The organism is Paenibacillus hubeiensis (assembly GCF_032334105.1).
Classification (GTDB): domain Bacteria; phylum Bacillota; class Bacilli; order Paenibacillales; family Paenibacillaceae; genus Paenibacillus; species Paenibacillus hubeiensis.
Genome location: NZ_JAVYAE020000001.1, coordinates 148,283 through 163,487, shown reverse-complemented (window position 1 = coordinate 163,487; position 15,205 = coordinate 148,283). Strand labels below are relative to the sequence as shown.

Genomic DNA, 15,205 nt, shown 5'->3' with positions numbered 1-15,205 from the left:
TGATCCTGACAGTTGATTACGGAAAAACCGATTCGGAAAGAAGGGGGATGAGCAATGTCGAATTCGATTAGCGAAAACCGTTCGCTCTTTGAGCAGTTATATACGCATGCACCCATCGGCATTGCTGTGGCATCACATGTGAATGGACTGTGGCTTCAATTGAATCCCGCATTCTGTCAAATGCTTGGATATGAGGAAGCGGAGTTGACGGATACTCCGGTTACTGATCTGTTGTTTCCTGAAGATGTCGACATGGAGCGCTTTCGCTGCGAATGCTGGGACATGGCGAACGGACTCACGCAAATGTTTGAAACGGAACTGCGATTGATCCGAAAAAACGGAAGCTTGGTATGGGCGACGGTTCGTGCCTGCATCGTCAAAGATGAAACATCCGGCAAACCGCTCTATTTGCTTGTGCAGGCTGTAGATATCACCAAGCAGAAGGAGGCGGAGAAGCGAATGTGCGAACAACGTGGGCAGCTGGAAGAGAGCGGCCGAATCTCCCGTATGCTCACGGAGGTTTCGCCAGACCTCATTGCCATTCATCAAGCCGATGCACAACGGACCTTCAAATATGTATCGCCAGCCTGTCGCCATATGCTCGGATATGAACCTGAAGAGATGGTGGGCATGCCTGGCATGTTCTGCATTCATCCGGAGGATATATCGCTTGTGCAAACGTATCTTAATGCGCAAATTCAAGGCCTGGTTCCCGAACGGATCACGTATCGCCTTGTCCGAAAAAGCGGAAGCTGTATTTGGGCGGAGACCATCACCCATTACGTCTACGGTTCAAACGGGGAGCTGAAGGAAATTATAGCGATGACTCGGGATATTACGGCGAGCAAACAACAACAGCTCAGTCTGGAAGAATATCGGTCCTTGTTCGACTGCAATCCGCTTGGCGTCGCCTCATTGGACTTGGATGGCAAACTGCTCAAAGCCAATATGGGGCAGGAACAGTTGACAGGCCATACCCGCGAGGAATTATTGATGAGCTCTTTCGAACAACTGATCGATCCCGCTGACCTGGACAAGACGAAATACCATTTTGAAGAGACCGTAAAGGGAAAGGCCCAGCGCTATGAAATCGGCTTGATTCACAAGGATGGCCACCGGATTGAAGCGAGCGTGATCAACTTGCCGATTGTGATGGAAAACAGGGTGGTCGGCGTATACGGCATTACCAGTGACATTACCGAATCCAAGCGGTATGTGGAAGAAATCGAAAATTTGAGCTATGAACGGGCGTTGATCCTGAATGCGATGTCTGAAGGGGTCATCGGCCTGGATCAGGATGGGCATTTGATTTTTGCGAATCCGGCCGCGGTTCAAATGATGGAATTTTGCCCCTCAACGCTGAACGGCAGACCGCTTGAGGAAATTATGCTGCAGATGCAAAGCGCGGGCATTCCGTATTCGTCACGCTCCAACCCGATCTTGCAGGCCGTGAAGAACGGCCGGAGCCTGCCTCGGTCGGAGGCGATATTTTGGAGGCAGGACGGGTCCAGTTTCCTGGCCGAATTCCAGTTGAAGCCGATTATGGACCAAGGAAAAGTTCGCGGAGGCGTGCTCGTTTTTCGCGACATGACGTCGGTGAACGAGATTATTCGCGCCAAGGAAGCGGCCGAGCATGCAGACCGGGCTAAATCGGAGTTCCTGGCCGTGATGAGCCATGAGCTTCGAACACCGCTTAACGGAATTATGGGCATGGCCCATCTATTGAAAGACACGGAAATGAATGAGGAGCAGCAAGGCTATGTGGATATTATGATCCAGAGCGGGGAATCTTTGCTGCACATTCTTAACGAAATTCTTGATTTCAGCAAAATCGAGGCAGGTCGGATGGAGCTGATCCACGACGTTGTCGACATTCGAGCGATGCTTCGGGGCGTCGTGAATCTGTTCACTCCCAAGGCGGCCGAAAAGAAAGTCGCCATCGGTTATGAGATCGGGGAGGACGTTCCGGATGCCATGTTCGGTGACGAGACGCGCATTAAACAAGTGCTGATCAACCTGCTCGGCAATGCCGTCAAATTTACGGATCGAGGTAACATTCAAGTGAGCGTAGATCTGCATGGTAATGGCTCGGATGGAAGCAAGGCACGGCTTGTCTTTAAGGTCAAGGACACGGGCATCGGCATTCCGCTGGACAAACAGCACCAGTTGTTCCAATCCTTTTCGCAGCTGGATCCGGCCATTAACCGGAAATACGGAGGAACCGGACTCGGGCTTGCGATCAGCAAAAAGCTGGTGGAATTGATGGGCGGCGCCATCGGCGTGCAGAGCGAAACCAACAAAGGAGCCGAATTTCAATTCACGCTGGAATTGGAGCGAAGGTCCGACGACCACTGCGAAACGGAATCCGTTTCAATAGGCGCGAAGGAATCTGAAGCAGATCGACGGCAAGCTGCTTTGCCTGAGCAAAAGCAAAAATTGGAGTCGCATGCACCCGAACTCCATATCCTTGTTGCGGAAGACCAGTCCTTGAAACGTCCGTCTGAGGAAGAAATGCTTCCCAAACCCGGCGGGATGTATGACATAGATGCAGAACAGCTTTAAGGCACATATGCATATCTGCGCAATCAAAAACCAAGCCGATCGCTGAGGAGATCGGCTTGGTTTTTGCGTGGTCAGTCCGGCATGCAGAATGACGGTTTGGAAGTCAGGATTAGCGCCGCATACGGGCTGCATTGCCCAACGGATCTTGCATATCGTTTGGATAAAGGGACATTGTCCGGCAGCATCTCTCAGGATGCGATCATCGTGGATTTAGGACCAGCCTCCGATAAGCCCGGAGAGCGTTACGCATTCGTCGTCCTCCAATTCCGCGATGAGAGTAAGCTCGTCCTGGTCGTCCGGATCGACTGCAAACAATTCGCGTCGTCCGTCTTCATGTTTGATGATGACCAGCTGGTTGCCGCTTTTGGTGGAGAATTGATACTTTACTCCAATGCCAGGCAATGGGCATTCCCGGATGTTCATGAAAAAGGTTCACCTCTTTTTAACGATTCCTTCATCGATTGACCGTTCACACAGTACGGGTGTATTCTACTATTCCTTACAACGTTTGGCAAGTCGCAAATCGAATGCTGTCATTCTCTTGCATTTTTCGGTTAACCTAGCTTTGATGCCGGCCCTTGTTTCGTTTGCGTCGAACCAGCCACCACGTGAGCAGTCCTGCGATCAGAGCCAAGCCGATGGCGGTGATGATGATGATATTGCGGATGTTCGGGACCTGCACGGTCATGTCCAGTGTATTCGTTCCAAGGGGATCGACGTGCCAGACCAGTGTCTTGCCCCGATCTTCGACTTCATCGGCATTGGAATCCTTGGCTTTGATCGGCAGGGTTAACTTGAAATCGAAGTTGACGTCTTTCAGCAATAGCTTTCTCAGAAATTCGGGCACTTTGCTGATCTGATCCTTGATTTCTCCGTCTGGCATGGATTCCATGGGGTCAGCAACCGCGGAGATATGATAGCTGTTAAAGAAGAAGCCGGGCGTTACGGAATAGTCAATCTGAATTCCGGCAGGCAGGTTCGACAGGTCAAAGTCGGTCGAGCCTTTGCTCTCGTAGTGGGCCTTGGCCGTTAACTGGCTGCGTTCCTTCTCGGTAGTGACTTCGGTGGTGAAACCGTTCCGTTTCAGTGCATCTCCGAGCAGGGGCAGCAAATTGTCCTGTCCGATCTTTCCAAGCGCGGAGTCGGTTACCCCAAGCTTCAGGGTCAGGTCGGAGGAACCGTCCAGATTGACGTTCAAATGAGCCTCGCCGTCGGCGCAGGCCGACAAAAGGATCACCGTCATGGAAAGCAGCATTGCAAAACAACATTGGCGCAGTGATAAGCGAATCGACATTGCATTCACCTTTCTGATAAAATCATTCGTATATAAGTTCGGGGATGAGGAAATGGCCATTTCCCCGATCCAGACATCCAGTATACACCGTTCACGGACCGTATGGAAATTCGCGCATGATGCCGATTTGCTTGAAAACAGGGTAGAATTCCTGCGAAAAGGGAAAGATACATCACGGTCTACCGCATTTTTGCAGCGGATTTTCCGTCTGATTTTTAATAAAATTGCAGATGTCGCATTTTTGTCAATGTTCGGTTAAGCCAGATGTCGTTTCCCCGTGTAAACTGATATTATGTATGTTGAATAAACGGATGCAAGGAGGGTCATTCATGGGTTACATCATTTTTTTGGTTGCCATTATGGTCGTGGGCATGGCTGGTATGGGCTGGTTCTTCCAGATGGTCGACAAGGAGAAACACTAGTGTTATCTGTTTGAAAAGTTGAAACAGGGACAAGCTTATAAAGCCGGCTTCGCGATTCATGCGAGGGTGGCTTGTTTGCTATGCGAAAAGTGCGGGTCTATCGATGAATCTGACATGAAAGCGTAAAAGAAATCACCCTGCATGTCCGAAGATTTGACCTTTGGATAAATATTTTTCGTAAAGATGGGATTTTTAGGTTTCTCTTTTGTATAATAGGGGGAGTCACTCGGGGTTTGCCCGAAATATTCCCATTTGGAAAGGGTGTACATAATGAAATTCAGTGAATATACGTATACACGTCCCGATCTCGAGCAGATCAAAGAGTCCTTTCGGGAACTGTTGAAAGGGTTTGAACAATCGGAATCTTTCGAAGAACAGAGCGGCTACATGGATCGAATCAATGCATTGCGCAGCGATTTCGAGACGCAGGCACAGCTTGTTTACATCCGTCACTCCATTGACACCAATGATGAGTTCTACAAAGCCGAGCAGGATTTTCTGGATGATAGCGCACCGATCATTCAGGAGTATGTAACCGATTTTTACCGCGCATTGGTGAATTCCAAGTTCCGCAGCAAGCTGGAAGAGAAGTGGGGCACGCAATTGTTCCGCTTGGCCGAGCTTTCGCTCAAAACGTTCAGCCCGGAAGTCATTGAAGACCTGCAGAAGGAAAACAAGCTTTCGACCGAATACAACCAATTGATCGCGTCGGCGAAAATTCCGTTCGAAGGCGAAGAGCGCACGCTTCCGCAGCTGCTTCCGTTCGAATTGTCGACGGACCGCTCCATGCGCGAACGCGCTTCGGCAGCCCGCTATGCTTTCATGGCCGAGCATGAATCCGAATTCGACCGCATCTATGACGAGTTGGTCAAGGTGCGGACGCAGATCGCCAAAAAGCTCGGATATCCTTCGTACGTCGAGATGGGATATGACCGCATGAACCGTACGGATTACAATGCCGACATGGTCGCGAATTTCAGAGCCCAGGTCCGCGATTACATCGTGCCGGTGGCTTCCAAGCTGAGAGAGCGCCAGCGCAGCCGGATCGGCGTGGATACGTTGTATTTCTACGATCAGGGATTCAGCTTCCCTACAGGCAATCCGACGCCGAAAGGCGACCCGGACTGGATTATCGAAAACGGCAAAAAAATGTACAACGAGCTGTCGCCGGAAACGGGTGCATTTTTCGAAATGATGACCGAGAACGAACTGATGGACCTGGTCAGCAAAAAAGGCAAACAAGGCGGCGGCTACTGCACGTTCCTGAATGACTACAAAGTGCCGTTCATTTTCTCCAACTTTAATGGTACATCGGGCGATATCGACGTGTTGACCCATGAAGCGGGCCATGCCTTCCAGGTATATGAGAGCCGCAACTTCGAAGTGCCGGAATACAACTGGCCAACCTATGAATCCGCAGAAATCCATTCCATGAGCATGGAGTTTTTCACCTATCCGTGGATGGAATCGTTTTTCAAGGAAGATACGGACAAATACAAGTTCGACCACTTGTCCTCCGCGCTGCTGTTCATTCCGTATGGCGTAGCTGTGGATGAGTTCCAGCATTTCGTGTATGCGAACCCGGACGCTACGCCTGCCGAGCGCAAACAGGCGTGGCGCAATATCGAGAAAACGTACCTTCCGCATATCAATTACAAGGATAACGAATACTTGGAGCGCGGCGGATTCTGGCATAAGCAGGGCCATATTTTCGCCTCGCCGTTCTATTACATCGATTACACGCTTGCGCAAATTTGCGCGTTCCAATTCTGGAAGCGCAGCAACGAGGATATGGCTTCTGCATGGGCGGATTACCTGACCTTGTGCCGAGCTGGCGGCAGCCGTTCCTTTACAGGTCTGGTCGAGTTGGCCGGATTGATTTCCCCGTTCCAGGACGGATGCGTTTCCTCCGTCATTGGCGATATCGAAGCTTGGCTCGATGGAGTCGACGACAAAGCGTTGTAAGGTAATGGAATGCCGAATGCGGCAAGTTGAATGGACGATTATCCCGTATAAAGGGGTGAACGGATACGAAAGATAACACGAAAGCATTCTGAGGCATAGACGGCTGATCAGCCTTTTTTATCCCTGAAGCAGCTCATGCAAAGAATGCGAGGTTATTCGAATGTTAGTTGAATTGATGACTCCTGCCGACCGGACACGGGTACTGCCGCTCATATCGAACACTAATGGTCAAGTGGTCATGGGCGGTGTGGCGTCCGGGTTACAGGCCGGCCGGGTCTATGTGGACGATGCCAGAGCCCCCCAAAGCGCCTTGGTGTGGGCGAGAAATGAAATGTTTTACCTGGTGGGCCGATCTGGTCACGAACGCTTTAATCGGCTTGCAGAACAAACGATCGTATCCAGGCTTTTGCCGGAAGCTCTGCATGCCGGTGAAGATACCTTGAATCTGGAAACATATCCGCTGCCCGGACAGGAATGGGACGCTGTGGTCGGCAGAATGTTCGGGGGAGCACTGCGGCAAGGATGGAGGATCCCGTTTTGTTTCCGTGAGGAGATGTTCGAGAAATTTAGCCATGATTATGAACACAGTCCTATCGAATCATCCCCAAAATACCAGCTTCGCATGGTTGATCCAGAGAGCGTTCGTCAGGATGCTGGTGGTGTGATCGTGACGGAGATCCTGAAATTTTGGCACTCCTTGGACGATTTCTATCGCTATGGATTCGGCACTTGTGTGTTATATCGTGATCAGGTGGTGGGCACCTGCATTTCGGTATTTGTTCACGAAAGCAATCATGAGGTCGGCATTGTGGTGTACGGTACGGAACATCGGGGGCAGGGGCTTGCTACGGCGATGGCTCACGAGTATGTGCGGACTTGCCTGAAACATGGGTGTACGCCGCATTGGACGACAGAACATTTTCGTCACGACTCTGCCGCGATAGCACGCAAATTGGGATTTGAGCAAGGAGCGTCATATCCTGTGCACTATGCGCCGATCCGAGAGTTGTTGGCAAAATAAGAACAGTATTCATGATGGTTTAGCGGCATGGAAGCATAGTCTTCGGTGCCGCTTTTTTCGCGTCTATAAAAACCACAAAAACATAAACACGTTAACGGAGAGGCAGAACCAATCTGGGGAAGCGAAGCGTTCGCCTAAAAGCTTTCTGAAAGAAAGCTGCATCGGAAGAGGGTACTGCACTCGCCAGTGGCCTAGTGTAATTTATGATTGCGGTTTATATAGTACCCATAATTCCCGAAAGTGTAACATTTGCAGCAATGGTTGTGATTTATTTCACTATAGTTGAAAACGGATTCAGGTACAATGAAAACAGTAAATCAGGGGATACAGGAGGCTGGTTCAGATGGCAACCCATGCATATTATGTTCCGCCCGTGAACTTGATGGGCAGAGGCTGCTTGCAGGATGCAGGCAACATGATTCAGGAAATGGGAATTCGGAATGCGCTTGTCGTAAGCGATCGCGGGCTGATGTCTTCCGGCGTAGCTGATCAGGTGCTGTCTATATTAAGAAAAGCCGGGCTAAACTACATCGTATATGATGCAGTTCAGCCCAACCCGACATGTCACAATGTGCATGAGGGGCTGAAAGTGTACCAGAAGCATGGGTGCGATGCCATCATTTCGATCGGCGGCGGCTCCCCGCAGGACGCAGCCAAGGCGATCGGCATCGTGGCAACCAACGGCGGGCATATTCGGAATTATGAAGGTATGCACCAATCGAAGCACAAATCCGTGCCGATCGTGGCGATCAACACAACGGCCGGCACGTCAAGCGAGGTGACGATTAACTACGTGATTACAGATGAAGAACGCAAGGTTAAAATGGTGATGGTGGACCCGAACTGTCTTGCCTCCCTGTCGGTGAACGATCCGGAACTGATGCTCAGCAAACCGTCCAGCCTGACGGCCGCCACAGGAATGGATGCATTAACCCATGCCGTCGAGGCGATGGTCACGCCGGGGGCATTTACGGTCACGAATGCAACCGCTGCTGCGGCAGTGGAACTGATCTTTGAATATCTTCCCCGTGCAGTGAGGGACGGTAACGATCTGGAGGCGCGCGAGCATATGACCTATGCGTGTTTCTTGGGAGGCATGGCCTTCAACAATGCGGGTTTGGGTTACGTTCATGCCATGGCTCACCAGCTTGGAGGCGTATATGATTTGCCTCACGGCGTATGCAACGCCATGCTGCTGCCTTACGTGGAGGAACTGAATGCCAAGCATGTGCCGGATAAATTTCGCCATATCGCCAAAGCGATCGGCATGGATGTGAGAAACAAATCGGACGAGGAATGCTCCGAATACGTGATCGAGGCCATAAGGCAGTTGTCCAGGGAGGTTGGCATTCCGGAAAAGCTCTCAGAACTCGGAGTGAAGGACCCTGATATCGAACTGTTGGCCGATAATGCCATGAAGGACGCTTGCGCACCGGGCAATCCGTACCAGCCGAGCAAAGAAGAAGTGATGGAGTTGTTCCGCAAAATTGTATAAGTGACGCAAGAAAGCTGCCGGGAGAAATCCCGGCTTATTTTTGTGGATTACTTATTTTTCCAGTTCGGTTTCGGGATGAACCAAAAGGATTTTGAAATTCCTTACCGAATACTTACATTAATCACCATGGCAAGAAGAAGGGAGTGATCCTGACTGACCCAAACGATTGCCTGATCATCCATCTGCATGTTTATCCTCTGCAAGTCCGGTTTAATGTTGAGAAAGCAAACATCGCGATTTCCCACAATGCAACTACACCTTGTGCTTTGCTCCCCTTTTCTATTTTAAGCGAGTTTCTGTTCCAGGTTTGCTTACCCGATTTTATTCATCCCGATCCACTACAGTCACAAACGCAAAATGGTCCCGCTTTTCTTTGAACTCTTCGCATGGATTATAGACTGCACGGCTCGTGCGGAAAATTCAGCTCATCACATCAGCGTCCACACATCGGAAAAACGTAGCAAGGCTTGAAAGATGCGTAAAAATGAACGTGGAGGAGGCTGAACGATGGCAAAAAAAGAAGTTGTAGCCATGCTGCTCGCCGGAGGGCAGGGCAAGCGTTTGAAAGGCTTGACGAAATCTTTGGCCAAACCGGCCGTGTTTTTTGGCGGAACGTACCGGATCATTGATTTTCCCCTGAGCAATTGTTCCAACTCGGGCATTGATACCGTCGGGGTGTTGACCCAATATGAGCCCATGGTGCTTCATTCATATATAGGAATCGGCAGCGATTGGGACCTGGACCGAAAAAACGGCGGCGTCTACGTTCTGCCTCCCCATGAGCGTGAGAACGGCAGCAACTGGTACCGCGGCACCGCCGATGCCATTTACCGCAACCTGAATTTCATCGAACAGTTCGATCCAGAGCACGTGCTGATCCTGTCAGGCGACCATATCTATAAAATGGATTACGAGCGCATGCTCCAGTATCACAAAGAAAAGAATGCCGACTGCACCATCTCGGTGATCGAAGTGCCTCTTGCGGAAGCGAGCCGCTTCGGCCTGCTCAATACGGACGAGACGTATCGCATCCATGAATTCGAGGAAAAACCGCCCGTGCCGAAAAGTACCCTGGCTTCCATGGGAATCTACCTGTTCAAGTGGGACGTGCTGAAACGGTTTTTGATTCACGATGAACAGCAGCCATCTACTTCCTATGACTTTGGCAAAGACATCATTCCATTGCTGCTTGCCCATGATAAATCGTTATACGCCTACCCTTTTAAAGGCTATTGGAAGGACGTCGGTACCATTTACAGCCTGTGGGAGTCCAACATGGATTTGTTGCATGAAGAAGCGCCGCTGAATCTGAATGATCCCGATTGGCGGATTTATACGCGTAATCCCAATCAGCCGGCCCAATACATTTCTCCATCGGCGAAATTGCGCAGCTGCATCGTTAGCGAGGGCAGCGTTGTGCATGGAGAGATCAACCATTCCGTGTTGTTCTACGGGACAGAGGTGGGAGAAGGCAGTTTGATCGTTGATTCCGTAGTGATGCCTGGAGTTCGGATCGGACGCAATGTACGCCTTCACAGAACCATTGTTGCCGAAGGATTGGTCATTCCTGACGGCGCGCGGCTGTCTCCGGAGGATGAGAGCGACGTGCTGCTCGTCGACCAGGAAGAGCTGGAACGACGTTTGCGGATAAGCATGGCAGGCAAAGCCTAATTTGATGACAGGGGACGGTGCAAGCGATGAAACCATTGATCGGCGTTATCAATCTGGACCACGAACTGGAAGAGCTGAAGGAATTGACGTACTTTCGCTGCGGTGCCGCGGTGCCTTATGCCGGGCGTTACCGTCTGATCGATTTTGTGTTGTCCAACATGATGAATGCAGGCATTGAAAGCATCGGCGTATTCGTGCGCCGCAAATACCGGTCACTCATGGATCATTTGGGAGATGGCAAACCGTGGGATCTGGACCGCAAGCACGGAGGCATGTTCATCCTGCCGCCGGATTGGAACGATCCAACGGACAGCTCGCTGGGCGATTTGCAGCATTTTCACAACAACCTGGACTTCTTCCGTCGGGGAGCGGGCCAATATGTCGTTCATGCCGGCAGCCGGCATGTCACCAAGGCGGATTTGCAGGATGTTTATCAATTTCATATACGCAAAGGCGCAGACGTTACACTGGTTTGTAAAAAAGTAGACCGGCTGCTGCCTGAACACGAAGCTTGCATCAAGGTGGAAGATGACGGGGACGGCAATGTGCTGGACATTCACCAAGAAGCTGGCCACCCGAATATATATACAGAAATTTTCGTCATGGAAAAGGAGTTGTTCCTGCGCCAGGTGCAGCGATGCATCGAGCATGGCGAGAGCCATTTCTTCCGGGACGCGATCCAGAGGAATCCGGATGGCTTGAGCATTGCAGCGTACGCCTATGAAGGCTATCATGCCGTAATCAACTCCGTGGACAGTTACTACCGGAACAGCATGGAATTGCTGAATAACGGGCTGTATGAGCAATTGTTCAAGGAACAATCGGTGCATACCAAAATCAAATACGAAGCGCCTGCAAAATATTTGGATACCGCAGAGGTGAAGCATTCGCTGCTTGCGAACGGCTGCATCGTCGGCGGCGAAGTGGAGGATAGCATACTGTTCCGTGGCGTACATGTGGCCAAGGGGGCAAAAATCAAGGGTTCCATCATCATGCAGAAATGTTATATTGGTGAAGGAACCGTGCTCGAGAACGTCATTCTGGATAAAGACGTCAGGCTCAGCGGAGGGCAGACGTTGATCGGCAACGAGAATAGTCCTTACGTTTTGGCGAAAAGCACCAGCCTTTAAAATTCAGGCCGAACTTGCTGAACCTTTACAAAATAAAATCCTGCATATGCTTGGGAAAGACGAATGGAGGGCGGAGTTCATCCGGCGCACAGCGAGGCGAACCCCCTCCGCATATACAGGGTTTCACCGGGAGGAACCTACTTTTGTTTGACAATAAGGAAGCATTCAAAAGCATTTTTCAACGGAATCTGATCAGCAAATTGGGCAAACTGCCGGAAGAGGCAACGTTGGATGACGTATACCACGTGCTCGGGAGCATGATCCGTGAATACGCAGGCCATGATTGGGCGGCGTCGAATCAGGGATTCAAGCAGCGTCAGGATAAACAGGTGTACTACTTCTCGCTGGAATTCCTGATTGGACGTCTGCTCGGCAACAATTTGCTCAACGTGAATGAATTGGAGCTGGTGCGCAGCAGCTTGGCCGAGCTGGGAATTTCGCTCGAACAGGTGGAGGAACAGGAGTCCGATGCAGGGCTGGGCAATGGCGGTTTGGGAAGGCTCGCGGCCTGTTTCCTGGATTCGCTGGCTTCGCTCGGTTATGCGGGCCATGGATGCGGCATCCGATATAAATACGGTCTGTTCGAGCAAAAGATCATCAATGGCAATCAGGTCGAACTGCCGGACAATTGGCTGGACAAAGGCAATGAATGGGAAGTGCGCCGTCCGGACAAAAAAGTGGAGGTTCAGTTCTGGGGTCGGGTGGAGGCGTACGAACAGGATGGCCGCATGCAGTTTGCCACCAGAGACGCGGAATCGGTCGTAGCCGTGCCTTACGATACCCCTGTCATCGGTTACGGCCAGCCCCATGTGAATACGCTGCGGCTCTGGAGCGCCGAACCGAAGCGCGAAACTTCTTTGGATACGCCGTCGAACTACTACGGCTATCTGGATTACAGCCGGTCCGTCGAATCGATTTCGGAGTTTCTGTATCCGGACGATTCGCAGTACGAAGGCAAATTGCTGCGGCTCAAGCAGCAATACTTCATGTGTTCTGCCGGAGTGCAGAGCATTTTGCGCACGTTTAACAAACTAGATCTGCCGTATGACCGCTTGCCGGACAAAGTCGCCTTCCATATTAACGATACCCATCCCACTCTGGTCATCCCGGAGTTGATGCGCATCCTGATCGATATTCAGGGTTACGGCTGGGATGAGGCATGGGATATTACAGTAAGGACCGTTTCATATACAAATCATACGACCCTGAGCGAGGCGCTGGAAAAATGGCCGGTGTCCATGGTCAGCAAGCTGCTGCCACGCATTTACATGATCATTGAGGAAATCAACAAACGGTTTTGCGCCATGCTGATCGAGCGTTATCCGGGAGATCAGAACCGCATCGAGCAGATGGCGATCATCGCGAACGATCAGGTACGCATGGCCAACCTGGCCATCGTCGGCAGTCACAGCGTGAACGGGGTGGCCGCCTTGCATACGGAAATTTTGAAAGAGCGCGAGATGGCCCCGTTCTATGCGCTCTATCCCGAGCGGTTCAACAACAAGACCAATGGCATTACCCATCGCCGCTGGCTTATGCATGCGAACCCGAAACTGTCCGCCCTCATTACGGATACGATCGGAACGGACTGGATCACGCAGCCGGGCTTGCTGAATGAACTGGTGCCTTATGCCGGGGATGCGGCTTTTCAGCAGCAATTCCATGCGATCAAGCGGGCCAACAAGGAGCGGCTGGCAGCATACATTCTGGATCATGCGGGAGTTACCGTGAATCCGGATTCGATTTTCGATGTGCAGGTCAAACGGCTTCACGGATACAAACGTCAGCTGCTGAACATTTTGCATGTCATGCACTTATACAATCGTTTGAAGCACGATGCTTCGTATGATCTCGTACCGCGCACGTTCATCTTTGGAGCGAAGGCAGCGCCGAGCTATTATTTTGCCAAAAAAATCATCAAGCTGATCAATACGGTGGCCGATACGATTAATCAGGATCGTTCGGTTCAGGACCATTTGAAAGTGCTGTTTCTTGAAAATTATTCCGTCTCGTTGGCCGAAAAGATCATACCGGCTGCCGATGTCAGCGAACAGATTTCGACCGCAGGCAAGGAGGCCTCGGGTACGGGAAACATGAAATTCATGATGAACGGCGCGCTCACGATCGGTACGATGGATGGCGCCAACGTGGAGATGGCGGAGCAAGTCGGGGAAGAGAACATGTTCATCTTTGGTTTGCGTGCAGAAGAAGTGTCCGAATATTATCGTTCCGGGCAATATCGGCCGCGCGAGGTGGCACAACAGGACGAACGTCTCGGCCAAGTGGTGGAGCAGCTTGTGCATCCCGGTGCGTTCTGCTGCCGGGACGGCGAATTTTGGGATATCTACGACTCGCTGCTTGCCCATGGCGACGAATACTTCGTGCTTCGGGATTTCGCCTCGTACGCAGACGCGCACGCAGCCATTGATGCGGCATACCGGGATGTTCCTGCATGGACCCGCAAAGCGGTGTTGAATACGGCGAAATCCGGCATCTTTTCGAGCGACCGCACGATCAGCGAGTATGCCACCGATATTTGGGGCATTGAACCCGTGTCCGGATTTTGGAGAGGCTGATGCTAAGCGGTCCACATTGTTGAATGATGGAGCGTATGTCTAAATGTGGTGCATGTTCATATCCCCATATTCCAGCACGCGTTGTTATCGTGTACAGGAATATGGGGATCTTTTTGCCGGTTAACACGGGGAGGATCGGGATTCGGGTCGCCGGAATCATTTGAAGGTATTGGCAGGTTGATGAGCTCGTTCAATTGGAAAGCGTGTCCCTTTTGCATCAACGCAAAAAATGCTCTCTAAGCACGAGTGCATTTTCGTTTCCGATAGGGTGGAATGACTCAGTCATTCATCTTTCACCACAAGGCCAAAGATTTTGGTAAAAAGGATGGCCTGCGGGGGCGAGATGATGCAGCCTTGCAGATCTTCCAGCGTAATGCCGAGATTGTGGAATTCGCAGGTGCTGATGTCGATGTCCCGCAGCGGGGTGCTGGAAAACTGGGCTTTGTCGATATTGATCTCGTGCAGCCTGACCTTGCTCAGCGTGGCACTGTAGAAATCCGCTTGGGTAAACGAACTGTTTTCCATGGCGACCTGTTTCAGATTGGCAAAACGGAAGGTCGAATAATCGGCCAGGCAATGCGTGAACCGGATGTTGCGGAGCGTTGAACCCAACAGGTCGAGCCCGACCATTTTGCAATGGATGAAATGGGTGCGATGCATGATCGCATCGGTCAGGTTCACGTTGGACAGGTCGCATTGCTCAAAGATGACGTCGGTGATCTCCGCTCCGGGCAGGGAAACGTCGTCGAAAACGATATGTTTGAAATGCGTTTGCTCCAGCATCACTTTACCCGCTTCGCCCCCGGATATCGTTCCGTTTTCATACAAGCCAGGCAGGATGGTGCCTTCGTCATGAAGAATAAGTGAGTCTAAGGAGCGCGGCTCAAGCTGGCGCGGCAGTTTGGGGCGCTGGATTTTCATTTCGGCTGCTGCCGCTGCCGGCGAGGCGAGCGAAGTCGATGGTGGACGGGATTTTCGGCTCATGTCGGACTCCTTTGCATTGAAATAGAATTCGGACGCGCGATACATATCCTGTTATTACCATAACAGCAGAACGGATGTTTGCCAA

Annotated in this window: 10 protein-coding genes; 7 read left to right on the top strand and 3 right to left on the bottom strand. The window is 51.2% G+C overall.

All coding sequences use genetic code 11. The annotated features are described in order from the left end of the window. Positions 1 to 54: 54 nt before the first annotated feature. Complete coding sequence (locus RSX24_RS00655; protein WP_343259402.1) at positions 55 to 2,562, top strand: PAS domain-containing protein; 2,508 nt, start codon at positions 55 to 57, stop codon at positions 2,560 to 2,562. A 210-nt stretch (positions 2,563 to 2,772) separates the two neighbouring features. On the opposite strand, the gene RSX24_RS00650 is transcribed toward RSX24_RS00655, so the two are convergent. Further along, positions 2,773 to 2,985: a cation:proton antiporter regulatory subunit gene (locus tag RSX24_RS00650; RefSeq protein WP_236419223.1), complete on the bottom strand. Its 213-nt coding sequence runs from the start codon at positions 2,983 to 2,985 to the stop codon at positions 2,773 to 2,775. Between the two features lie 136 nt (positions 2,986 to 3,121). Continuing rightward, a complete protein-coding gene (locus tag RSX24_RS00645) occupies positions 3,122 to 3,856 on the bottom strand; it encodes an LPXTG cell wall anchor domain-containing protein (protein WP_343259401.1) in 735 nt (244 codons plus the stop codon). 692 nt (positions 3,857 to 4,548) lie between these two features. Between RSX24_RS00645 and RSX24_RS00640 the strand changes: the two genes are divergently transcribed. The 6 genes from RSX24_RS00640 (at position 4,549) to RSX24_RS00615 (ending at position 14,136) form a co-directional block, all read left to right on the top strand. After that, entirely contained in the window at positions 4,549 to 6,243 is a 1,695-nt protein-coding gene (locus tag RSX24_RS00640; RefSeq protein ID WP_236419247.1) for a M3 family oligoendopeptidase, read from the top strand. 160 nt (positions 6,244 to 6,403) lie between these two features. Then, positions 6,404 to 7,264 carry a GNAT family N-acetyltransferase gene (locus RSX24_RS00635; RefSeq protein WP_343259400.1) on the top strand — a complete coding sequence of 287 codons (861 nt, stop codon included), beginning with the start codon at positions 6,404 to 6,406 and terminating at the stop codon, positions 7,262 to 7,264. A gap of 343 nt (positions 7,265 to 7,607) precedes the next feature. After that, positions 7,608 to 8,759, top strand: coding sequence for an iron-containing alcohol dehydrogenase (locus tag RSX24_RS00630; RefSeq protein WP_236419280.1), 1,152 nt, complete (start codon positions 7,608 to 7,610; stop codon positions 8,757 to 8,759). A 507-nt stretch (positions 8,760 to 9,266) separates the two neighbouring features. After that, positions 9,267 to 10,430 (top strand): glucose-1-phosphate adenylyltransferase, encoded by a 1,164-nt coding sequence (locus RSX24_RS00625; protein ID WP_236419283.1) that lies wholly within the window; start codon positions 9,267 to 9,269, stop codon positions 10,428 to 10,430. 26 nt (positions 10,431 to 10,456) lie between these two features. Next, the gene (gene glgD / locus RSX24_RS00620; protein WP_236419313.1) at positions 10,457 to 11,560 is read left to right on the top strand and encodes a glucose-1-phosphate adenylyltransferase subunit GlgD; all 1,104 of its coding nucleotides are present in this window, start codon (positions 10,457 to 10,459) and stop codon (positions 11,558 to 11,560) included. A 143-nt stretch (positions 11,561 to 11,703) separates the two neighbouring features. Further along, positions 11,704 to 14,136 carry a glycogen/starch/alpha-glucan phosphorylase gene (locus RSX24_RS00615; RefSeq protein ID WP_343259399.1) on the top strand — a complete coding sequence of 811 codons (2,433 nt, stop codon included), beginning with the start codon at positions 11,704 to 11,706 and terminating at the stop codon, positions 14,134 to 14,136. A gap of 282 nt (positions 14,137 to 14,418) precedes the next feature. Here the strand turns inward: RSX24_RS00615 and RSX24_RS00610 are convergent, their stop codons facing one another. Next, positions 14,419 to 15,120: a pentapeptide repeat-containing protein gene (locus RSX24_RS00610; protein WP_343259398.1), complete on the bottom strand. Its 702-nt coding sequence runs from the start codon at positions 15,118 to 15,120 to the stop codon at positions 14,419 to 14,421. Between the last annotated feature and the right edge of the window lie 85 nt (positions 15,121 to 15,205).